The 22,304-nt window shown below is 65.3% G+C and carries 18 protein-coding genes; 13 read left to right on the top strand and 5 right to left on the bottom strand.

Features of this window, described 5'->3' with window-relative positions; genetic code table 11:
• The 5 genes from BI49514_RS15070 to BI49514_RS15050 all read left to right on the top strand — a co-directional run.
• Positions 1-201: transposase (locus tag BI49514_RS15070; RefSeq protein WP_145996179.1), on the top strand; the 201-nt coding region annotated here is incomplete at its 5' end.
• Positions 198-527, top strand: coding sequence for a hypothetical protein (locus BI49514_RS15065; protein WP_180954393.1), 330 nt, complete (start codon positions 198-200; stop codon positions 525-527). The genes BI49514_RS15070 and BI49514_RS15065, both read left to right, overlap by 4 nt.
• A gap of 44 nt (positions 528-571) precedes the next feature.
• Positions 572-2,335: an MDR family MFS transporter gene (locus tag BI49514_RS15060; RefSeq protein ID WP_101547280.1), complete on the top strand. Its 1,764-nt coding sequence runs from the start codon at positions 572-574 to the stop codon at positions 2,333-2,335.
• 86 nt (positions 2,336-2,421) lie between these two features.
• Positions 2,422-3,243, top strand: coding sequence for a D-2-hydroxyacid dehydrogenase (locus BI49514_RS15055; protein ID WP_257904139.1), 822 nt, complete (start codon positions 2,422-2,424; stop codon positions 3,241-3,243).
• Complete coding sequence (locus BI49514_RS15050; protein ID WP_101547275.1) at positions 3,240-3,827, top strand: hypothetical protein; 588 nt, start codon at positions 3,240-3,242, stop codon at positions 3,825-3,827. The genes BI49514_RS15055 and BI49514_RS15050 overlap by 4 nt, the downstream gene beginning before the upstream one ends.
• A gap of 264 nt (positions 3,828-4,091) precedes the next feature.
• Here the strand turns inward: BI49514_RS15050 and BI49514_RS15045 are convergent, their stop codons facing one another.
• A complete protein-coding gene (locus BI49514_RS15045) occupies positions 4,092-5,519 on the bottom strand; it encodes a glyceraldehyde-3-phosphate dehydrogenase (protein WP_101547274.1) in 1,428 nt (475 codons plus the stop codon).
• Positions 5,520-5,574: 55 nt separating this feature from the next.
• Positions 5,575-6,612 carry a YhjD/YihY/BrkB family envelope integrity protein gene (locus BI49514_RS15040; RefSeq protein WP_101547273.1) on the bottom strand — a complete coding sequence of 346 codons (1,038 nt, stop codon included), beginning with the start codon at positions 6,610-6,612 and terminating at the stop codon, positions 5,575-5,577.
• A gap of 126 nt (positions 6,613-6,738) precedes the next feature.
• Between BI49514_RS15040 and BI49514_RS15035 the strand changes: the two genes are divergently transcribed.
• Positions 6,739-7,536, top strand: a complete 798-nt coding sequence (locus BI49514_RS15035; protein ID WP_338063783.1) for a DedA family protein — start codon at positions 6,739-6,741, stop codon at positions 7,534-7,536.
• A 14-nt stretch (positions 7,537-7,550) separates the two neighbouring features.
• Here BI49514_RS15035 and BI49514_RS15030 read toward each other — a convergent pair whose 3' ends face one another.
• Positions 7,551-8,594, bottom strand: a complete 1,044-nt coding sequence (locus BI49514_RS15030) for a glutathione S-transferase C-terminal domain-containing protein (protein WP_101547278.1) — start codon at positions 8,592-8,594, stop codon at positions 7,551-7,553.
• A gap of 240 nt (positions 8,595-8,834) precedes the next feature.
• The gene (locus BI49514_RS15025; protein ID WP_101547272.1) at positions 8,835-10,643 is read right to left on the bottom strand and encodes an AMP-dependent synthetase/ligase; all 1,809 of its coding nucleotides are present in this window, start codon (positions 10,641-10,643) and stop codon (positions 8,835-8,837) included.
• A gap of 189 nt (positions 10,644-10,832) precedes the next feature.
• Between BI49514_RS15025 and leuS the strand changes: the two genes are divergently transcribed.
• On the top strand, positions 10,833-13,748 hold the full coding sequence (leuS, locus tag BI49514_RS15020) for a leucine--tRNA ligase (RefSeq protein ID WP_101547271.1): 2,916 nt from the start codon (positions 10,833-10,835) through the stop codon (positions 13,746-13,748).
• Between the two features lie 99 nt (positions 13,749-13,847).
• Positions 13,848-14,681 carry an ammonia-dependent NAD(+) synthetase gene (gene nadE, locus BI49514_RS15015; RefSeq protein ID WP_101547270.1) on the top strand — a complete coding sequence of 278 codons (834 nt, stop codon included), beginning with the start codon at positions 13,848-13,850 and terminating at the stop codon, positions 14,679-14,681.
• A gap of 86 nt (positions 14,682-14,767) precedes the next feature.
• Here the strand turns inward: nadE and BI49514_RS15010 are convergent, their stop codons facing one another.
• The gene (locus BI49514_RS15010) at positions 14,768-15,484 is read right to left on the bottom strand and encodes a hypothetical protein (RefSeq protein WP_244195116.1); all 717 of its coding nucleotides are present in this window, start codon (positions 15,482-15,484) and stop codon (positions 14,768-14,770) included.
• Positions 15,485-15,579: 95 nt separating this feature from the next.
• Here BI49514_RS15010 and BI49514_RS15005 point away from each other — a divergent pair, with 95 nt between their 5' ends.
• From BI49514_RS15005 to holA, 5 genes are all read left to right on the top strand, one after another.
• Complete coding sequence (locus BI49514_RS15005) at positions 15,580-16,887, top strand: UDP-glucose dehydrogenase family protein (RefSeq protein WP_101547269.1); 1,308 nt, start codon at positions 15,580-15,582, stop codon at positions 16,885-16,887.
• On the top strand, positions 16,884-17,759 hold the full coding sequence (locus BI49514_RS15000) for a DegV family protein (protein WP_101547268.1): 876 nt from the start codon (positions 16,884-16,886) through the stop codon (positions 17,757-17,759). The genes BI49514_RS15005 and BI49514_RS15000 overlap by 4 nt, the downstream gene beginning before the upstream one ends.
• 127 nt (positions 17,760-17,886) lie before the next feature.
• Positions 17,887-18,807 (top strand): ComEA family DNA-binding protein, encoded by a 921-nt coding sequence (locus tag BI49514_RS14995; protein ID WP_101547267.1) that lies wholly within the window; start codon positions 17,887-17,889, stop codon positions 18,805-18,807.
• A gap of 208 nt (positions 18,808-19,015) precedes the next feature.
• Positions 19,016-21,130, top strand: coding sequence for a ComEC/Rec2 family competence protein (locus tag BI49514_RS14990; protein WP_257904138.1), 2,115 nt, complete (start codon positions 19,016-19,018; stop codon positions 21,128-21,130).
• A 60-nt stretch (positions 21,131-21,190) separates the two neighbouring features.
• On the top strand, positions 21,191-22,174 hold the full coding sequence (gene holA, locus BI49514_RS14985) for a DNA polymerase III subunit delta (RefSeq protein WP_101547276.1): 984 nt from the start codon (positions 21,191-21,193) through the stop codon (positions 22,172-22,174).
• Positions 22,175-22,304: the final 130 nt, after the last annotated feature.

The following is a 22,304-nucleotide window of genomic DNA, read 5'->3' as shown; positions in this document are numbered from 1 at the left end:
ACGTTGAAGCGTCGAGCTGCTGATGTGCTCGCGTTCTTCACCCGACCGGGAACGTCGAACGGTCCCACTGAAGCGATCAACGGCAGACTCGAGCATCTACGCGGGTCCGCGCTGGGATTCCGCAACCTCACGCATTACATCGCGAGGTGTCTGCTCGAGTCCGGTGGCTTCAGACCGGTTCTACACTCTCAATTACGATGAGCCCGAAACTTCCGGCGCGGCGACGCCGCCTCTTCGCCCTCTACCCGGAACTCGTGAGCAAGAGCTTCGACCGGGCAGAAGAACTCGAAGAGATCGTCACCGGTCACGTGCTCGACCGGCTGCGCCACCTCGGCCAGGAGTTCTCCTCAGAGGACTCCGCCTGGCGCAGCGCGCGCATGCTCACCCAACTCTGCCGGGTCCCGCTCAACCATGCGGGACAGGTGATCAAGGCCGATCCGGAGGCGGTCGAGGACAGAGGCGGCACCCAAGCGATCTTCGAAGACTCCCTGAACCTGTTCCGCAAGGTCCTGGACCGACTGCCATGACGAAAGCTGTGATCAGAAGCAACCACGAAACCGATGAGAAGGCGATGACGGCAACCACCTCGAAGAGCTCCGCCCCCGCGGGACCCGACGCACAGACAGAGCCGATGGCCACCTCGGCGATCATTCTGCTCTTCGTGGGCCTGATGATCGCGATGTTCATGTTCTCGCTCAACCAGACGGTGCTGGCGACCGCGCTGCCGACCATCGTCGGCGAACTCGACGGCGTCGACCGGATGCTGTGGGTCTCCACCGCATTCATGCTCGCTTCGACGATCATGATGCCCGTCTACGGCAAGGTCGGCGACCTGTTCGGGCGGAAGCCGCTGTTCATCTTCGCGATCTGCTGCTTCCTGCTCGGCTCGGTCTTCGCCCTCATCGCGAATGAGATGTCGACGCTGATCTTCGGTCGAGTGCTCCACGGCATCGGCGGCGGCGGAATGATGATCCTCTCGCAGTCGATCATCGCCTCCGTCGTCCCCGCCCGCGAACGCGGCAAATACATGGGCATCATGGGCTCGGCCTTCGCCGTGTCGTCCGTGGCCGCACCGCTGATCGGCGGCTGGCTGACCGAAGGACCCGGCTGGCGCTGGGCTTTCGCCATCAACTTCCCGTTGGGCATCATCGCCCTCATCGCCGCCGCCGTGTTCCTCAAAGTGCCCAGGCACACCAAGGGAGCCGGCCCTCGTCCGAAGATCGATGTCATCGGTATGGCGCTCATCTCGATCGTCACCTCCTGCATCGTGCTCACCTCCGCCTGGGGCGGACACGACTACGAATGGGGGTCCTGGCAGATCAACGGGCTCATCGTCACCGGAATCATCGCCGCAGTCGCCTTCGTCTTCGTCGAACTCAAGGTCAGCGAACCGGTCATCCCGATGCACCTGTTCACCAACCGCGACTTCCTGCTGTGCACGATCGCCGGCCTCTTCGTCGGCATCGGCATGTTCGGTGTGCTCTCCTATATGCCGACCTACCTGCAGATGGTCCACGGAATCGACGCCACCGTCGCCGGTCTGATGATGGTGCCGATGATGGGCACCATGCTCGTGTCCTCGACGCTCGTCGGTTTCATCGTCTCCCGCACCGGCAAGTACAAGAAGTACCCGCTGACCGGCATCCTCATCATGGCCGCCTCGCTCGTTCTGCTCTCCCAGCTGAAGGCCGAGAGCTCGGCCTGGGAGACCATCGGCTGCCTGGCGCTGCTCGGACTCGGACTGGGCCTGAGCATGCAGACACTCGTCCTCGTCGTCCAGAACGCCTTCCCGGTGTCCATGGTCGGCACCGCGACCGCGTCGAACAACTACTTCCGTCAGGTCGGTGCCACCCTCGGCATGGCCTTCATCGGATCCGTGTTCACCCAGCGGCTCATGGACAACGTCAAGTCCGGAATCACAGAGATCGCGAAGGCGGCCCCACACGGGCACATGCCTAAGGTCTCCTCGACGGGGCTGACCCCGGAGATCGTGTCGAAGCTGCCGGAGCGAATGCATTCGCTCATCATCACCTCCTACAACGACGCCCTCGTGCCCCTGTTCCTGTGGGTGGCTCCGCTGGCCGTCCTCGGCTTCGTCTTCCTCTGCTTCCTGCCGAACACTCCGCTGGCACAGACCCTGAAGAGCGAACCGGCGAAGCGCGAGAGCCTCGATGTCGAAGCCGAGCGCGCGGGTGTCTTGTCCGCGCCGGTTTCCACCCCGGCAGAGACTTCATCGGTTAGTGTGGCAGAAAGCCCACTGTCCAAGGAGCCGAGGAATGACGGTACTGACCATACTCAACTCACCCGGGACCGAGATCCCCGCACTGATCACTGATCTGGGGGGAGCGGGACGGGATCGAACTGCGCATCGCCGAGGCGTCGACCCTGTCCCAGGCGCTGCCCGGCACCGATGTGCTGCTGATGTGGGATTTCTTCTCCACCGCGCTCAAGGATGCCTATGGCAGCGCCGACAGACTCGGGTGGGTCCATGCCGCCGCAGCCGGCGTGGACTCGCTCCTCTTCGACGAGCTCGTCGAATCACCAGTCACCGTGACGAATGCCCGCGGGATCTTCGACCGCCCGATCGCCGAGTTCGTCCTCAGCTACATCCTCATGCACGCGAAGAGCTCGATCGGCTCGCTGTCCGATCAAGCCGCGAAGAAGTGGAACCGCCGGTCGACGCGCGATATTGCCGGCACCAAGGCTCTCATCGTCGGCACCGGAGCGATCGGCCGGGGCATCGCACGCCGGCTGAAAGCCGTCGACATCGACGTCACCGGAGCCGGATCGCGCGCCCGCAGCGGCGACGCCGACTTCGGTGAGGTCATCGACTCCGCCACTCTGCCCGAGCACGTGGCCGGATTCGACTGGGTCATCGACATCGCACCGCTGACGGAGAAGACCGAGAGGCTCATCGGCGCCGAGGCGTTCGCCGCCATGGACGACACAGCCGTGTTCATCAATGTCGGACGCGGAGACACCGTCGACACCGACGCACTCGTCACCGCACTGCGCGACGGGCAGATCGGCGGGGCCGGACTCGACGTCTTCGACGAAGAGCCGCTGCCCGCCGGCCATCCTCTGTGGTCGATGGACAATGTCATCATCACCCCGCATATGAGCGGTGATACCGACGGGTGGAGAATGCGACTGGCCGAGCAGTTCCACGCCCTGTTCGAGCAGTATCTGGCCGGGGAGCAGTTCCCGCACACCGTGGACAAGAAGCTCGGGTACGTGCGGTGAGCCAGGCCGACGATCCCGCGGCACAGCGGGTCTTTTTGGCCAGGGTGATCGCTGAACTCATCGCCGTGCGCCGTGCCCGACTGCTCAGCATGCTGGTGCTCGCCCTGGCGATGCTCGTCGCCGGACTCGGGGCCGCGCTCCAAGCCCAAGGCGATCACATCGATGCGGTGCTGCTGTTCTCGGCGTTCAGCCTCATCATGATCGGCATCGTCTGCGCGCTGGGCGCGATCATCGCCTGGACGCGGATCAACCGCGACGTGCTCGACTCGATCGCTGCGTCGCGACCGGCTCGTGCCAAGGCGCCGCGGACGCGGAACGCCGGACTCGCCGTCGCGGTCGGCTTCGCCATCGTCGGGATCCTGTTCGGCATGCTGCTGTGGGCCGAGACTCCGATCCTGGCCGGCGCCGTCGTCATCGCCTGCCTGCTGTTGGCCTGCTTGGGTCCCATCTGGGCGAATGAGCTGGCGAATGCCGATGACCGACTCGCCGTCATCCTCGACAGCGATGACGATCTGGCGGAGCGGTTCGCCACCTTCACCCCGATCTGGCTGCATGAGGCCATGGAGTCCGACGCCGCGAAGTAGGCAAAACACGTCGTTGCCGGCAGCACCTCTCGTTCCTGCGGGAGGTTTTGTCATCCCCGAGAGGTTTCGGCGGGAGGTGTAGGGCGCGGCAGTACCGGTGAGAGATGGCGCGGCCCGAAGTGCAGCACTTGCGGCCGCGGGAGGTGAAAGGCGTGACTCTGCCGGTGAATGACGAAGGCGCCCGGAGTCGTGAGACTCCGGGCGCCTGTCTCAGCCGGTCACCGAGCGCTCATCCGAGAGTTTCGGCGGGCCGCCTCGTCGATATCAGGGAAATGCCGGGACGTCGACATCGGCCATCTTGGCCACGCAGCGCACGACCTGGCAGGAGTAGCCGAATTCGTTGTCGTACCAGACGTAGACGACGACGCGGTCCTCATCGACGATCGTGGCCAGACCGTCGACGACACCGGCCCGCTTGGAGCCGACGAGGTCGGTGGACACGAGCTCGGGAGAGGTGACGTAGTCGACCTGGTTGCGCAGCGGCGAATGCATCGACACTTCGCGGAGGAACGTGTTGAGCTCGTCGACGGTGGTGGCGTTGTCCAGGTTGAGGTTGAGGATCGCCATGGACACGTTCGGGGTGGGTACGCGAATCGCATTGCCCGAGAGCTTCCCGGCCAGCTCCGGCAGAGCCTTGGCGACGGCCTTGGCGGCACCGGTCTCGGTGAGGACCATGTTGAGGCCGGCCGCACGGCCGCGGCGGGAGCCCTTGTGGAAGTTGTCGATGAGGTTCTGGTCGTTCGTGAACGAGTGGACCGTCTCGACGTGGCCGTTGCGGACACCGAACTTGTCGTTGATGGCCTTGAGCACCGGGGTGATCGCGTTCGTCGTGCACGAAGCGGCCGAGACGATGGTGTCCGAGTCGAGGATCGCGTCGTCGTTGACTCCGAAGACGATGTTCTTCACATCGCCTTTGCCGGGAGCCGTGAGCAGGACCTTCGACGCGCCAGGGCACGCGAGGTGCTTGGACAGGCCCTCTTCGTCGCGCCACTTTCCGGTGTTGTCGACGATGATGGCGTCGTTGATTCCGTATGCGGTGTAGTCGACCTCTGAGGGGTCATTCGAGTAGATGACCTGGATGAGAGTGCCGTTGGCCTGGATGGTGTTGTTCTCTTCGTCGACGACGATGCTGCCGTCGAACGCACCGTGCACCGAATCGCGGCGCAGCAGGGAGGCGCGTTTGACGATGTCGTTCTCCCCATTGCGGCGCACGACGATCGCACGCAGACGCATACCGGTGCCGCCGGCGCGATCGATGAGGATGCGGGCGAGCAGGCGACCGATGCGACCGAAGCCGTAGAGGACGACGTCGCGGACCTCGCCCTTGCCGGACTGCGACTCGACGACCTCGGCGAGCTCTGCTGCAAGGAAGGCGTCGACATCGCCGTTGGGATCATCGAGCTTCTCGATGAGGCGGCCCAGATCGATGCGGGCCGGAGCCAGGTTGAGACCGGACAGCGCCTTGACGATGCGGTGGGTGATCTGGATGTCGAGCTCTTCGCCGAGGAAGTGGCGAGCGTAGCGGTGCGCCTTGATCATGCCGGTCACCGACTTGTTCAGCAGCGACCGCCCGAACAGGGTCAGCAGAACGTCGTTCTCACGGTACAGGCGTCCGACTAGCGGAATGAGTTCTTCGGCGGCGGTCTGCTTCTTCGCCCAATCGTCCAGGCGGGCAGTCGTAGCGTCAGTCAAAGGTCGTGTCCCCTCGGTCAGTTATAACGGATGCGCCAACAGTCTACCGTCTCGCCTATTCGCGATCGGACCGGCGTTCCTCGAACCGTTTGAAGCCCAGCAGGGTCAGCGCCACGATTCCCGCACCGGTGATGAGCGCGCCGAGGCTCTGCGCCTGCACCTTCGGTTCGACGAACCGATACTCCTGCTCTTCTTCACGCGGCCGCGGTGGTTTCGCCGTGCCGATCCACGCGGCGATGAACAGGATGATGCGGGCGAAGACGTTGAGCGTGAGCATGATCGCGATGATCGACCCGAACACACCTGCGGCCTTGTTCCCGGAGAAGAGATTGACGAGCACCGTGGAGAAGTTGATGAGGATGAGGAACGCTGTCGCGCCGATGAGCGAGCCGCGGTTCTTCGCCCGTTTGCCCACCGGTTTCTCCGGCAGCATCGTGAACAAGAACCAGAAGACCAGCCAGGCGGCACCGAACGTGAGGATGACTGGAACGATGAACAGCAGGCTGCCCGCGATTCCGTCGAGCCCGAGGAAGTCGGCGATCACCGAGCGCAGACCGGTGCCGATGACCGTGAGCGCCACGGCCAGCAGGAGGCCGATGATGAGGCCGATGAGGGTGACCACGTTGTTGATGACCTTGCTGACGAAGGACTTCTCCGGCACCGCATCGTCGAAGTCGTCGTGCAGCTGTGCCCGCACCGCGGCACCGAGGTTGCCGATGAATCCCTGACCCGTGTAGAGACCGGTGAGAATACCGATGATTCCCACTCCCTGCCAGTCGAGGAGGAAGCTCTCGAGCTGCTCGGTCAGCGACGAGTTGCCGGCGGTGAAGGTCTCGATCTGCTTCGTGACCTCGGGAAGGAGCTCGGGGCGTGCGACGTCGAGGACGAAGCCGATGCTCGCAAGGCTGACCATGGCGATGGGCATGACCGCGAGAACGAGGAAGTAGGTGATCGCGGCACCGAACTGATTGCCCAGACGCTGTCCGAAACGCTGGACTGCGCGCTTGAGGTGGGCGGGTCCGGGTCGGTTGACGGCATTGTGGCCGACCTCAGCGACGGTGTTGCGCGAGGCCAGTACTTTGGCAGGTGCCACGTGTGTGCTCCTTCGATGCGTATCCGCAAGGTGCGTTCGTATTCCGGTCTGAGGTGTTCGTTTCCACACTAGCCGCTGTGAGCGTACTGTGAGCGGCAGGCCGCGCCCTTATCTAGACTTTTGACCATGCCGATCACCGATTCGTTCGCTCCGGCTGCCGATTTCGCACCCGTTGCCGCCGGCGGCCTCGCGGCCCTGCCTGCCGGGGGAGTCACTGCCGATGTGCTCGCGTCGGGCGGCAGTGCGGCGGACAATCTCAGCGGGTTCCCGGCCTGGACCGTGACGATCATGGAGACCCTGGGGCCGACCGGTGTCGGCTTCATGGTCTTCCTCGACAACATCTTCCCGCCCATCCCGAGTGAGCTCGTCCTGCCTCTGGCCGGATTCACCTCCAGCCAAGGCCAGATGAACATTGTGGCCGCCATCGTCTTCGCCACTATCGGTTCGGTCGTCGGCGCGGTTCTGCTGTGGGCGCTGGGCAAGTGGATCGGCATCGAACGCATCGCCCGGATCGCGGTGAAGATGCCGTTGGTCGACGTCGATGACGTGCATAAGACCGTCGACTGGTTCGACAAGCACGGGGACAAGGCCGTGTTCTTCGGTCGGATGATCCCGATCTTCCGGTCGCTCATCTCCATTCCCGCCGGAATGCGGGACATGCGCCTGACCAAGTTCCTGCTGCTGACCACGGCCGGCAGTGCGATCTGGAACACGATCCTCATCGTCGCAGGCTTCACCCTCGGTGAGAACTGGTCGGTCGTCGAGACCTACGCTGGCTACTTCCAGAACGTCGTCATCGTCGCCGTCGTCGTCTTCGTCTTCGTGTGGATCGTGTTCAAGATCCGCAAACAGCGGCGGAAGAAAGCCGCCGGGCTCGACACGACCGAAGACGATCATATCGAGCCCGGAGAATTCGAGGTCTGAGGTGAGACCTCGGCTCAGCTCACCCAGGCCGCTGCCGTATGCGCTGGTGCGACCTCTTCGCCGGGCTTGACCGGTCCGGGAGCGCTGCCGTCGCCGAAGGGGGATCCGCCGAACTTCCGGTCGCGACCGTGATCGCTGAGCCAACCGGAGAGGTCGGGGCCCTTGGGCACGATCTGCGCCGGGTTCACATCCTGGTGGACGATGTAGTAGTGCTGTTTGATCTGCACGAAGTCCACCGTGTCGCCGAAGCCCGGCGTCTGGTACAGGTCCCGGGCGTAGCCCCACAGGTTCTCGGACGCAGTGAGGGGCTGGCGGTTGCACTTGAAATGGCCGAAGTAGACGGGATCGAAGCGCACGAGAGTCGTGAACAGTCGCACATCCGCCTCGGTGATGGTCTCACCCATGAGGAACCGTGACCGGCTGAGCCGATCCTCGACGATATCGAGTGCGTGGAATAGGCGGTCGAAGGCCGCTTCGTAGGCATCCTGGGATCCGGCGAAACCGCAGCGGTAGACACCGTTGTTGATCTCCGTGTAGATATGGCGCATCACGTTCTCCATCTCCGCCCGTGATTCCTCGGGCCAGAGAATCGGGGCACCCTCACGGTGGTATTCGGTCCACTGGGTGGAGAAGTCCTCCGTGATCTGAGGGAAGTCGTTGGTGACGACGACGCCGGTGGGCACGTCGACGACGGCCGGCACAGTGATTCCGCGCGGATAGTCCGGGTAACGGGCGAAGAACGCCTGCTGCAGCCGTTCTATGCCGAGCACCGGATCCACCCCGCCCGGGTCGAGGTCGAAGGTCCACGACCGCGCATCATGGGTGGGACCGGGCATGCCGAGGGAGATGACGTCCTCGAGTCCGAGGAGGCGACGGACGATGATCGTCCGGTTCGCCCACGGGCAGGCACGGGCGGCGACGAGGCGATACCGACCCGGTTCGACGGGCCATTGAGCGTTGGGATCGTTGAGGATGCGATCGTCGATGTAGTTCGTATCGCGGTTGAATTCCGCCCCTTCGGTCACGTAGCTGGGTGTGTGATCGGTGGTCTCGGACATGACGCTGCCTCCAATGAGATCGATGAGTTCGACTTCTGTCCTCAGCTTACGGCCCTGAGGCAAGCTCTCGCCGAAGCGGGACGACGTCACCGTTGCCGTGCCCTCCCGATTGGGAAGAGTCCGCCCACCGCCACCGAGGTGGGACGACGACGGCCCGGGACGGACCGTTCGAGTCCGTGCCCGGGCCGTACCCCGCAGGCTGAGTTCAGCGACTGTGTCCCAGCCGGCAGCGGCTGTGTGTCAGCCGGCGTAGAGCGCGTCGATATCGGCCGCGAAGTCCTTGTTGATGAGGTGACGCTTGACCGACTGCTTCGCGGAGAGGTAGCCGTTCTCCTCCGTGAGCTCGATCGGCAGGATTGTGAACTTCTTGACCCCTTCGGCGCGCGAGACTGTCTTGTTCATCTGTTCGACGGCCTTGGCCACTTCGGCCTGGATCGCATCGTCCTCGGCAGCTTCGCGCAGATCCATCGGCGGCAGATCATGGTTCTTCAGCCATCCGGGCAGCATCTCCGAATCGAGGAAGATCAGCGCCGAGACGAACTTCCGGTTCTCGCCGACGAGCACCGGCTGACCGATGATCGGGTGGCGACGCAGCACATCCTCGAGCGGAGCCGGGGCGACGTTCTTGCCGCTGGAAGTCACGATGATCTCCTTCTTGCGGCCGTTGATCGTGAGGTAGCCGTCGTCATCGAGTGAGCCGAGGTCACCGGTGCCGAACCAGCCGTCGTGGAACTCCTTGGCTGTGGCCTCGGGGTTGTTCCAGTACTCGCGGAAGACCGGCGCGCCCTTGGCCAAGATCTCACCGTCGGGAGCGATCGCCACCGAGGCGCCCGGCAGCGGAACGCCGACAGTTCCGATCTTCGACTTCTCCGGAATATTGACGGTGATCGGTGCCGTGGTCTCAGTGAGTCCGTAGCCTTCGAGAACGATGATGCCGAGTCCACGGAAGAAGTGTCCGAGATGAGCGCCGAGCGCACCGCCGCCGGAGACCGCATGAGTGACGTTGTCGCCCATGACCGCGCGCAGCTTCGAATAGACGAGCTTGTCGAACAAGGCATGCTGGAGCTTGAGGACGGTCGGCACCTTGCCGGTGTCGAGTGCCTTCGAATAGGCGACTGCGACCTGCTCGGCACGGCGGAAGATCTTCTCCTTGCCGCCTGCCTGAGCGTTCGCCAGCGCGGAGTTGAAGACCTTCTCGAAGACACGGGGCACACCGAGGATGAACGAGGGACGGAAGCTGCCCATGGCGTCGGTGAGCTTCGTCAGATCCGACTGGTGGGCCAGCAGTGCACCGTTGCTGATGGTCAGGACCTCGATGAACCGGGCGAAGACGTGAGCCTGCGGCAGGAACAGCAGGCAGCGCATATTCGTGTCGAAAACGCTGGGGATCTGGTGACGAGCGGCCTGGGCGGTCTGCACGAAGTTCGCGTGGGTGAGTACACAGCCCTTGGGCTTTCCGGTGGTGCCGGAAGTGTAGATGATCGTCGCCACGGAATCGGAGCCGACCTGCGAGCGAGCGGCTTCGAGCTCTTCATCGGCGACGGCCTTGCCGGCTTCGGCGAGATCGGCGAAAGCGCCTTGGTCCCAGACCCGCAGGGCCGGTTCTTGCCGTCCGGCGGTCTCGGCCGCTGCCCGCACCCGATCGGCATGCTCGCGTGATGCGACGAGCCCGCGAGTGACATCGGCGTCGGTGAGCATCCAGCTGAGCTGGCTCTCCGAAGAGGTGTCGTAGAACGGCACGGAGATTCCGCCGGCGTACCAGATGGCATAGTCGCTGAGCGTCCATTCATAGGAGGTGGGGCCGAAGATCGCGATCCGGTCACCGACTTCCACGCCCAAGGCGATGAGCCCCTTCGCGGCCGCCTTGACCTCTGCGAGGAATTCGGCCGCGGTCAGTTCGTTCCAACCGTCTCCGTCGGGCTTGGCGACCAGAGGGCGGCTGGGGTTCTCAGCGACTGTGCTGAGGAAGATATCGGTGGTCGACGAGGCGGTATCGACCTCGAAACCGACGACGGGTGTTGACGACTGCGGCATGGTCGTTGAGCTCATGAGTCTCCTTCGAGGACGTAAGTTACTGATCGGTTATCTTACAGTTCGGCCGGGTCTCAGTGAAATCGATCACGTTTGCCGAGATAACCGGCGTCCGCTGACCTGTGAGCAGTCTAACCAAGTCGAATCAGGGGGCGTTCAGAGTACGATGGTCAGAACCTGCTCACGTCTGTTCTGCGAAGGAAGGTAATGACGACGAACCCTGAGGAGACCGGTTTCCGCTATGACGCGGCGCTGGCCGAAAAGATCGAGAAGTCTTGGCAGCGCACTTGGGAGGAATCGGGCACGTTCCACGCCCCGAACCCCACCGGAGACCTCGGCGAGCTCGACTCCCAGGAGTCCCCGTCGCCCTACGGCCCACCCGCCGACCTCAGTGAGCGCGAATCCCTCTACATCATGGACATGTTCCCCTACCCGTCGGGAGTGGGACTGCACGTCGGCCACCCGCTGGGCTATCTGGGCACCGATGTCTACGGCCGTTACCAGCGCATGCGCGGACACAATGTCATGCATGCGCTGTCCTATGACGCCTTCGGTCTGCCCGCCGACCTCTATGCTGTCCAGACCGGTCAGCACCCGCGCATCACCACGGATGCGAACATCGCGAACATGACCGAACAGCTGCGTCGACTGGGTCTGGCCCATGACGTGCGCCGGCGTTTCGCCACCACCGAAGACGAATTCGTCAGGTGGACGCAGTGGATCTTCCTGCAGATCTTCAACTCCTGGTACGACCCGGAAGCGACCACCCCCGACGGCGAAGCCAAGGGCGCAGCTCGACCGATCGACACGCTCATCGAGCAGTTCGCCTCCGGTGCGCGCCTCACACCCGACGGCCGCGCCTGGTCGGAGCTGAGCCCGGCCGAGCGAGAGAACGTTCTGCAGGACTACCGCCTGGCCTACGTCTCCGAATCTCCCGTCAACTGGTGCCCCGGACTGGGCACCGTCCTGGCCAATGAAGAGGTCACCGCAGAAGGTCTGTCCGAACGCGGCAACTACCCGGTCTTCACCCGCCGCCTGCGGCAGTGGAACATGCGCATCACCGCATACGCCGACCGCCTCATCGATGATCTCGACGGCCTCGACTGGCCGCATGCGATCCACGCCATGCAGGTCAACTGGATCGGTCGGTCGAAGGGCGCCCTGCTGCGCCTGCCCGTCGCCGGTGACGACGCCTCCGACATCGAGGTCTACACCACCCGCCCGGACACCCTGTTCGGTGCCACCTACCTCGTGCTCAGCCCCGAACACCCGCAGGTCGCCGACCTGACCGCTGAGTCATGGGATGAGTCCACCCCCGAGTCCTGGCGCGGTGGAGAGGCCACCCCCGCCGAGGCGATCGCCGCCTACCAACGCGCCGCTGCGGCCAAGACCGACGCCGACCGGCAGCAGAGCCGGGAGAAGACCGGCATCTTCACCGGCTCCTATGCGCTCAACCCGGCCACCGGGGCACAGGTTCCGATCTTCATCGCCGACTATGTGCTCATGGGATACGGCACCGGAGCGATCATGGCCGTGCCGGCCGAAGACGCCCGTGACTGGGACTTCGCAAAGGCGTTCGGACTGCCCTATATCCGCACCGTGCAGCCTCCGGCCGACCACGACGAGGACGCGCCGTTCACCGGCACCGGGGTGATGATCAACTCGGCCAATGCCGAGATCGACATCAACGGCCTCGAGATCGACGCGGCGAAGGCCCAGGTCACCGAATGGCTCGCGGGAAAGGGACTGGCCACCGAGTCCACCCAGTACCGCCTGCGCGACTGGCTGTTCTCTCGCCAGCGCTACTGGGGCGAACCGTTCCCGATCGTCTACGACGAGAACGGCACCCCGATCGCTCTGCCCGACGAGATGCTGCCCGTCCAGCTGCCCGAAGTCGACGACTTCGCCCCGCGGACCTACGCGCCCGACGATGCCGACAGCCGTCCCGAACCGGCGCTGAGCCGGAATCAGGAATGGACGAGCATCGAACTCGACCTCGGCGACGGTCCGAAGACCTACCAGCGTGAGACGAACACGATGCCCAACTGGGCCGGATCCTCGTGGTACCAGCTGCGCTACGCGGACCCGCACAACGACGAGCGCCTCGTCGACCCCGCCAACGAGAAGTACTGGCTGGGACCGCGGGCCTCGAAACCGCGCGGCGGCGCCGACCTCTACGTCGGCGGACAGGAGCACGCTGTGCTCCACCTGCTCTATGCCCGCTTCTGGCACAAGATCCTCTTCGACCTCGGGCACATCTCCTCCTCCGAGCCGTTCCACCGTCTGGTCAACCAGGGATACATCCAGGCCTATGCCTATACCGATTCCCGCGGCGTCTACGTCCCCGCCGCCGAGGTGGAGGAGAGAACCGAATCGAACGGTGAGCTGACGTTCTGGTATGACGGCGAACAGGTCAACCGGGAGTACGGAAAAATCGGCAAATCGCTGAAGAACTCCGTCATGCCCGACGAGATGTACGACGCCTTCGGTGCCGACACCTTCCGCGTCTATGAGATGTCGATGGGCCCGCTGGAGCAGGACCGCCCCTGGGACACCCGCGCCGTCGTCGGCGCACAGCGGTTCCTGCAGCGCGTGTGGCGACTCTTCGTCGACGAGACCAGCGGCGAGTCCGTGGTCGCAGACGGCGAGGCCGACGCCGAATCGCTCAAGGTCCTCCACCAGGTCATCGACGGTGTGCGCGAGGATATGGACCATCTGCGGTTCAACACCGCGATCTCCAAGCTCATCGTGCTCACCAACCATGCCACCAAGCAGGGCGGTGCGACCCGGGACGTCCTCGAACCGCTGACGATCATGCTCGCGCCCTTCGCACCGCACCTGGCCGAGGAGCTGTGGTCACGTCTCGGGCACGAGTCGACGGTCACCTATGCGGCCTTCCCCGAGGCGGACCCGAACCACCTCCTCGCCGAGACCGTGACCTGTGTGGTCCAGGTCAAGGGCAAGGTGCGCGCACGGCTCGAGGTGGCCCCGGACATCACCGCAGAAGCGCTCGAGAAGCTGGCTCTCGAATCGCCGAACGCCGTCAAGGCCCTCAGCGGCGCCGGAGTGCGCAAGGTGATCGTGCGAGCCCCCAAGCTCGTCAACATCGTCCCCGACGCCTGAGACCCGGCCGATACTTCGCCGTAACACGGCATCTGGGAGACTGCATGAGTGCGGGCGCCGAACGGCGGCGCTTCGCCCCCGACTACGACTGGTGTGAGCATGACGAACGACAGAGTCCAAGACGAGATTCGGCACGCCCTCGGCGTGCGACCGCAGATCGATCCGGCGACGGAGATCGCTCGCCGTGTCGAGTTCCTCGTCGACTATGTACTCACCACCGGAGTCAGAGGTCTCGTGCTCGGCATCAGCGGCGGGCAGGACTCCACACTGGCAGGCAGGCTCTGCCAGCTGGCGGTGGAGGACCTGCGCCGTCGCGGGGCCGAGGCCGAGTTCTGGGCCGTGCGCCTGCCTCACCATGTGCAGACCGATGAGGCCGATGCCCAGGATGCTCTGTCGTTCATCGCCGCCGATCATGAGCTGGCGATCGACATCGGCGCTGCCACGGATGCGGCCGCCGAGGAGTACGAGAAGGCCACCGGAGAGCCGATCACCGATTTCGGCAAGGGCAACGTCAAGGCCCGGATGCGGATGATCGCGCAGTTCGAGCTGGCAGGGGAGAAGAAGGCGCTCGTCGTCGGCACGGACCACGCCGCCGAGGCGGTCACCGGGTTCTTCACGAAGTTCGGCGACGGCGCGGCCGACGTCATCCCCTTGGCAGGTCTGAACAAACGGCAGGGACGGGAACTGCTGCGCCACCTCGGCGCTCCCGAACATCTCATCGTCAAGGTCCCCACCGCGGATCTGCTCGATGACGAACCCGGGCAGACGGACGAATCGTCGCTGGGTCTGACCTATGACCAGATCGATGACTTCCTGGAGGGGAAGGAGATCGAGCCCGCGGCCGCCTCGGCGCTCATCGAGAAATACCGTCGCTCAGAGCACAAACGGCGCATGCCTGTGGCTCCGGTCGATTCCTGGTGGATCCGGCACTGAGCCGAGCAGATGAACACTGACAGCAGTTGGGGCCCTCACAATGTGAGGGCCCCAACAGTTTGTCGAACGTCGGCTGTGGAACGTTGTCAGTCGTTGAACGGCGGACTGCCTGAGACAAGTCCGAGTTCGAGTGCTGTCTGGTTGAACTCCCATCGGGAGGAGACGAAGTCGTCGCTGAGGCGTTCGCCCCGGCTCTGAGCCTCGGTGTAACCGCGCCAGCCGTCCTTGCGGGCATCGCCGGGACGGATCTCACGGGTGCCGGCATCATCGGGAGAGACTTGAGTCTCCTCCTTCACCCAGATCGACAGGCCCTCGGCTGCCCGATAGAGGTTCATGAACGCGGTGTGCGAACGGGGGTTGTCGAAGCTGGCCTTCTTGAACTCGGCACAGAAGGTGGTGAGCGGCTCGAGTTCGTCGACGGCGACGGTGGCGAAGGTCGCGTCGAGTCGCAGGGACTGGACGAGGCCCGACGAATCCGGGATGAGCTCGAGGATGCGGCGGGCGCGACGCTCATCGGGAAGCAGCTCGACCTTGTCCTCCACCGGGGTCAGTCCGAGAGTGTCCATCCGCCCGCGCTCGACGCTGAGCTGTTGGCGCAGTGCGTCGATCTGCTGTTGGGCACGTCGCCATTCGCCGTGGAACATCAGCAGCGCGGCGATCACGCCGAGGCACAGCACGAGCCCGATGACCCAGGCTGCAGAGTGCAGCCCGGGGATGGCGAAGGCGATGATGCCGAGCACGGTGAGCACCGCAAACGTCACAGCGGCCGGTGAGTTGGTGAGGAAATCCAGGAAACGCTTCACAATTCCAAGCCTACTGTTTCAACCTCCACATATCGTGCAACCGGGTGGCATATAGTGTGGTCGAAAACGCATGCCAATACCCAGGAGAGCTCGGTTTGAAGATTTCAGTCATCGGTTGCGGATATCTGGGCGCGGTCCATGCGGCAGCCATGGCGTCTCTGGGCCATGAGGTCACGGGAGTCGATGTCGACACGGAGAAGGTCGAGGCCCTGACCTCCGGTCGTCCGCCCTTCTACGAACCGGGACTGAGCGAACTCCTCGTGAAGGCTCAGGACCGCGGAAAACTCGAATTCACCACCGATATCTCCCGCGCCGCCGACGCCACCGTGCACTTCGTATGTGTAGGCACTCCGCAGAAGCCCGGTGAGTTCGCCGCCGATGTCACCTATGTCGATGCGGCCGTGGAATCCCTGCACCCGCACCTGACTGCGACGTCGGTGGTTGTGGGAAAGTCGACCGTTCCCGTGGGCACCGCCGAGCGTCTGGCCGGAATCATCTCCGACACCGGCGCCGCCATGATGTGGAACCCGGAATTCCTGCGAGAGGGCCATGCCGTCGAAGACACCCTCCACCCGAATCGTCTCGTGTACGGAGTCGCCGACGGTGAACCGGGGCAGGCCGCGGCCGCGACTCTCGACGAGGTCTACGCCTCGATACTCGCCGAAGACACGCCCCGGATGATCACTGACTTCGCGACCGCCGAGCTGGTCAAGACCGCGGCGAACTCGTTCCTGGCCACCAAGATCTCATTCATCAATGCCATGGCCGAGCTCTGCGAAGCATCGGGAGCCGATGTCACCCAGCTCGCCGACGCGATCGGCATGGATGACCGGATCGGCCGCAAATTCCTCAACGCCGGGCTCGGATTCGGCGGCGGATGCCTGCCCAAGGACATCCGCGCCTTCATGGCCAGGGCCGGAGAGCTCGGCGCCGATCAGGCGGTGGCGTTCCTCAAGGAGATCGACTCGATCAACATGCGCCGTCGTGTGCGCATGGTCGACATCGCCCGCGACGCCCTGGGAGGGTCGTTCATCGGCAAGAAGATCACCATTCTCGGCGCCGCGTTCAAGCCCGACAGCGACGACGTCCGCGACTCGCCGGCCCTGGCCGTGGCCAGGCTCATCGCCACCCAGGGCGGGCTGGTCACCGTCACCGATCCGCAGGCGATCGGGAATGCGCAGAAGTCGTTCCCCGAACTCGACTACGTCGCCGACACCGCCGAGGCGATCACCGGGGCGCAAGCCGTGCTGCTGCTGACGGAATGGCGCGAATACCGCGACCTCGACCCGGCGGCGACAGCCGAGCTCGTGAGCGGTAAAGTGCTCGTCGACGGCCGCAATGTGCTCACTCCCGACCTGTGGCGGGCAGCGGGCTGGACCTACCGAGCCCTGGGCCGTCCATGAGAATCGGGCTGGTCACCGACTCCACGGCGCAGCTCTCCGCTGACGAATGCGAAGAGCTCAGCGAAGCCACGGGCGGTCTCTTCGCCGTGGTGCCGCTGACCGTGCTCATCGGCGGGGTCGCCTTCGCCGACGGTGAGATCGATGCCGGGCACCTGTGCGCGAAGATGACCGACGGAGTCGAGGTCACCACGTCCATGGCCACCCCGGCTCAGTTCTCCGACGCCTATGCAGGGCTGCGCGAGAACGGCGCCGAAGCCATCATCGTCGTGACCATGTCCGCGGAGCTCTCGGGCACCCGCGATTCCGCGGTCAAGGCAGCCGAAGCCGAGGACATCCTCGTCGATGTCGTCGACTCGAGGACCACCTCGGCGGGACTGGCCGGGGCACTGTCTGTAGCCGTGGCCGGGATCCGGCAGGGACTCGACGTCGAATCGATCGCCGGAACCATCGCCGATTGGTGCGCGGCCGAGACTCGTTCCGTGTTCGCCCCCGGCAGCCTCGAACACCTGCGCCGAGGCGGCCGGATCGGCGCCGCGTCCTCCTTGCTCGGCCGGGCCCTGCAGATCGTCCCCGTGCTCGGTCTCAGCGCCGGAGTCGTCGTTCCGCTGGCCCGGGTGCGCACTCGCACCAAGGCCCTGGAGAAGATCGTCACCCTGGCCACGCAGGCCGCTGCGGAGGTGGCCGATCCCGAGGACACCGTGCACGTTGAGATCCAGAACGCCGAAGGGGCGATGGACACAGCGGATGCCGAGCTGTTGAGCTCACGGCTGCGCGAGCTCGGATTCGACTCGTCGTTCAGGACGCTGTCGACGATCATCACCGCGCATGTCGGCCCCGGTACGGTCGGTGTGACCGTGCAGACCACACCCTGACTCACACATTCCTGCCTGGGGATGCTCGGGTGACTTGATCGCCTCTGCGCTGTGGACGCAGAGGCGCTGTCCACAGGCGACGATTCTGCCCTGGCTGCTGTGTGTCGGCGCTTCCTAACCTGGGACCATGGCTGTGTCTCCGGATGATCGTTTCGCCGGCCTCCTGGGCGCCAGTTCCGAGCGCGGCGGTTGGGTGCCCGGCGACGTCTATACCGCCGACACCGCCGGTGAGGAAGAACCCGTCGAGCCCCGTCGCGTGCGTCTGCCCGTGCTGGCAGCTCTCGGCATCGCCACGGTCGGAATCCTCGTTCTCGCCTTCTTCCTCTTCCGTCCCGCTCCACAGCATTCGCCCGTGGGCGGCGGTGACGATCCCGGCCAAGGCGCAGGCGCCGGTCAGTCGCCTGCCGCGACCGGCGAGGGAGGTGACACAGGAGAAGCCGGTGAGGGATCGGCGGGATCAGCCGCAGGACAGGAAGGAGCCGCCTCGGCGAAGTCGGCGAATGCGAACGGCGAGGTGATCGTCCATATCACCGGGGCGGTCAACGACCCCTCCGTGGTCACGCTGAAGGCAGGTGCGCGGGTCCAAGACGCAGTCGAAGCCGCTGGAGGACTGAGCGCCGGAGCCGACGGCGAAGCGGTGAATCTGGCGCGCGTGCTCGCCGACGGCGAGCAGATCCAGATCCCGACAGAAGGCGAAGAACCGGCAGCCGGAGTCGAAGGTGCCGATGCGAACGGGGCTGGGGCGAACGGAACCGGTTCGGATGGAAGTGGGGGAGCGGGCGCGGGAGGAGGCGGCGGATCGCCGGGATCCGCGGATTCATCTGCAACCGCGAGCGGCGGGGCACCCGGTCAGGCGGGGAAGGTCGACCTCAACACCGCCGATGCCACCACCTTGGAGACGCTGCCCGGGGTCGGACCCGTCACAGCCGAGGCGATCATCAGCCACCGCACCCAGCAGCCGTTCGCGAGCGTCGATGATCTGCTGCTCGTCAACGGCATCGGGCCGAAGACCTTCGAGAGCCTCAAAGACCTTGTCACCGTCGGCTGACCCGGGCCCCGCAGCGGCGCGCTCACGGCTGCGGACGAGGCGGTCTCGGCGGCTGGCGTGGGAGCGCGGACTGATAGCTCTGCGACATGGGTGCGCGTCCGCGGTTGACTGGGTGCGGGAGCGGGCGGCGCTGTGGCCGGGCTCCGTCCGTCTCCTCTGCTGTGCTGCCGGCCTCTGGGCCAGCGCTCTCCTGTCACCGGAGCCGTGGGTGCTCTTCGGCGTTCCCGCGCTCGGAGTCCTCGGGATCGTGATCCTGCGTCGGCACCACCACCTCGGTGTCGGGGTTCTCGTCTTCACCTTTCTGCTGACGATCCAGGTCACCGCCCTGGCCGCCGCCCACGGACCGAATGATGAGGCGGAGACCACGGGGCTCGTCGTCGGCCACAGCGAACCCGGAGCGTCCGGCTGGACGCGACTGACCCTACTCACCCCCACCGGATTCACTCACGTGCTCAGTCCCGAAATCGCTGCCGACGGAGCGACTGTGCGGATGCGCACTCAGCGCCTCGACGATATCCGCTCGACCGAGGCGGAACCACAGGTGCTCGAAGAACCGAACGGACTGTGGCAGTGGCGTGAGCGGCTGCGCACCGAACTCCGCGTCGATTCTCTCGCCGCCGGCAACGACGGCGGACGGCTGCTGCCTGGACTCGTCGTCGGTGACACCTCGCCTCAGGACGACCGGATGATCGACGATATGCGGGTCGTCTCCCTCACCCACGTCTCGGCCGTGTCGGGCAGCAACGTCACGATCGTCAGCCTCGGTGCCGGACTGCTCGCCGGAGCCTGCCGAGCCGGCCCACGGCTGCGCGTGAGCATCGGAGTGCTCACCTGCCTCGGCTACGTCTTCATCGTCGGGTTCGAACCCAGCGCCATCCGGGCCGCCGGCATGGCGATTGCGGCGGCACTCGTCTTCCTGCGCGGCGGCGGGATCTCCCCGGTCGCGGTCATGTGCTCGACCGCGAGCCTGCTGCTCGCCTTCGTGCCGGTGTTGGCCACCTCGGTGGGGTTCGTCCTGTCCGTGGTCTCCACGGCCGCGATCATGTTCGTCGTCCCGATCCTGCTGCGCCGTCTCGCCGTGCACCTGCCGCTGCTGCCCACGGTGCTCGTGACCGCGCTCATCGTGCCCTTCGTCGCCCAGCTCGCGTGCACCCCGGTGCTCGTGGCGATCGACCCACGCATCGGACTGTGGTCGGTGGCTGCCAACGCCGCGGCCGCACCGGCGGTCATGCCGGCGACGGTGGCGGGCTTCCTCAGCCTCGTGGCCACCGGCATCGCGACGACAGGGCTGCCCGGAGCCGGCTTCGCCTCTGCCCTGCTGGCGTGGACCGGGTCCTTCCCGGCCTGGTGGATCGTCATCGCCGCCCGAGTCTGCGCCGCACTGCCGGGAGCGGCACTGGACTGGCCGGTGCCGCCGCTCGGAACGCTGCTGGCGCTCGGTCTGCTCGGCCTCGCTGTGGTCGGCACGTGGATGCTCGTACGTCGTCGCCTCTGGGGTCTGCCCATCCTCGTCCTGTGCTGCCTGCTCACGGCCGCCGTCATCGTCACTGTGAGGGCGAAGCCGCCTGCAGCGGATTGGCTGGTGCTCGTCTGCGATGTCGGTCAGGGTTCGGCTGCCATCATCAACCTCGGTGATGGTCGGGGTCTCGTCGTCGACACTGGGCGTGAGCCGAAACCCATCGACACCTGCCTCGACGAATCCGGGATCGAGGAATTCGATCTGCTCATCTCCCACTTCGACGCCGACCATTTCGCCGGCTATGCGGGCACGAGGTGGGGGCGCACGGTCGATCGGCTGTTCGTCTCCGCGAACGTCGCGACCTCGCCCGAAGCCAGGCGCGTGATCGCTGACACCGGTGCCGAGCTGGTTCCCACCCACCGTGGTCAGACGCTGAGCTTCGAGGCGGCGAGTCTGGAGGTGCTGTGGCCGCCCCTGCGCTCGCTTCCGGCGGCAGAGGACGAGGAGCTGCGCAACGAAGACTCCCTGGTGGTGCGGGTCGAACAGGAGGGTCTGAGCACTCTCCTGCCCGGCGACGTCGGAGCCGAGGAGCAGTATGTGCTCGCTCAACAGGTGAGTCCGGTGGATGTGCTCGTCGCACCGCACCATGGTTCCTCCGATCTGGCTCCCGAGTTCTTCGCGGTCGCGGCTCCCGGCCTCGGCATCGTCTCGGTGGGGGAGAACAGCTACGGGCATCCCAGTGAGAAGTCATTGCGCTCTTTCGGCCCCGTGCCTGTGCTGCGCACCGATCACTGCGGTTCGGTTGCGCTCTACGCGCAGAGTCGATTCAGCACGGGGCACAGGTGTCCGGAGGACAAGGGATGAGCGGGCGGGTGTCGGTCCGCCATGCCGGTCATGTCGGGCAGCCGCGATAGGCTGGGGTCCATGGCAGTGAAGAAGACCCTGATCCCGTGGAGCTCGGCGAAACCGGCACCTGTCGTCATGATCTCCGGTGGCGAATCGGTGCTCGTGCGCATGGCCAAGGACCGCATCGTGTCGGCCGCACGGAAACAGGATCCCGAAGAGATCGAATTCGACGCTGCCGGATACCAGGCCGGCGAGTTGGCGATGGCGGCTTCACCGTCTCTGTTCTCGTCCTCGAAGCTCATCGTCGTCGATGCGGTCGAAAAGTGCTCGGAGGACTTCCTGGGTGACGCCTTGGCCTATCTGGACGCTCCGAACGATGACGCCGTCGTGGTGCTGCTGCACGCCGGCGGCAATCGGGGAGCGAAGCTCATCAAGAAACTCGACTCCGCCGGCTTTCCCCGCATCGACGCGGCGGTGCTGAAGAACGAAAGCGATCGGGCGAAGTTCGCGCAGACTCGGTTCAAGGCCGCGAAGCGGCGCATCGATGAAGCGGGAATGGCCGCGCTCATGTCGGCGCTGGGTTCCGATCTCGCCGAACTCAATGCCGGAGTCGACCAGCTCATCGAAGACACCGAGGGCACGATCACCGCCGAGGTCGTCGACCAGTACTACGGCGGACGGGTCGAAGCCACCGGCTTCAAGGTCGCTGATGCGGCAGTGGCCGGAGACGCGAAGAACGCACTCAGCCTGCTCAGGCATGCCCTGTCGACGGGGTCCGACCCGGTCCCGCTGGTAGCGGCAGTCGCGATGAAGCTGCGCGGCATGGCGAAGGTGCAGGGATTCTCCGGCACCAGCGGCGAGCTGGCCTCCGAGTTGAAGATGGCTCCGTGGCAGGTCGATCGGGCCCGCCGTGAGGTGAGGCGGTGGAACGAGGTGGCGCTCGGCCAGTCGCTCATCGCCGCAGCCGAGGCCGATGCGGCTGTCAAGGGCGGGGGACGCGACCCCGTCTACGCCCTCGAATGGTTCGTCTCAGAAGTCGCCCGCCTAGCCAAAACCCGCTGATTACTACCTGACGGCTGTGAGTCTTGGTAGTGGCTGGTCTGGGACCGGCTGGCAGAGTAGGTGTTGGCCTCTCCATCCCGTGATCGTGACTCAACCTGGCGGTGACCCACCCCCTTTTGGTGGTGTCTTC

The sequence above is a fragment of the Brevibacterium iodinum ATCC 49514 genome (genome assembly GCF_900169265.1).
In the GTDB taxonomy this organism is placed as follows: domain Bacteria; phylum Actinomycetota; class Actinomycetes; order Actinomycetales; family Brevibacteriaceae; genus Brevibacterium; species Brevibacterium iodinum.
This window is presented reverse-complemented; position numbering and strand designations above follow the sequence as displayed.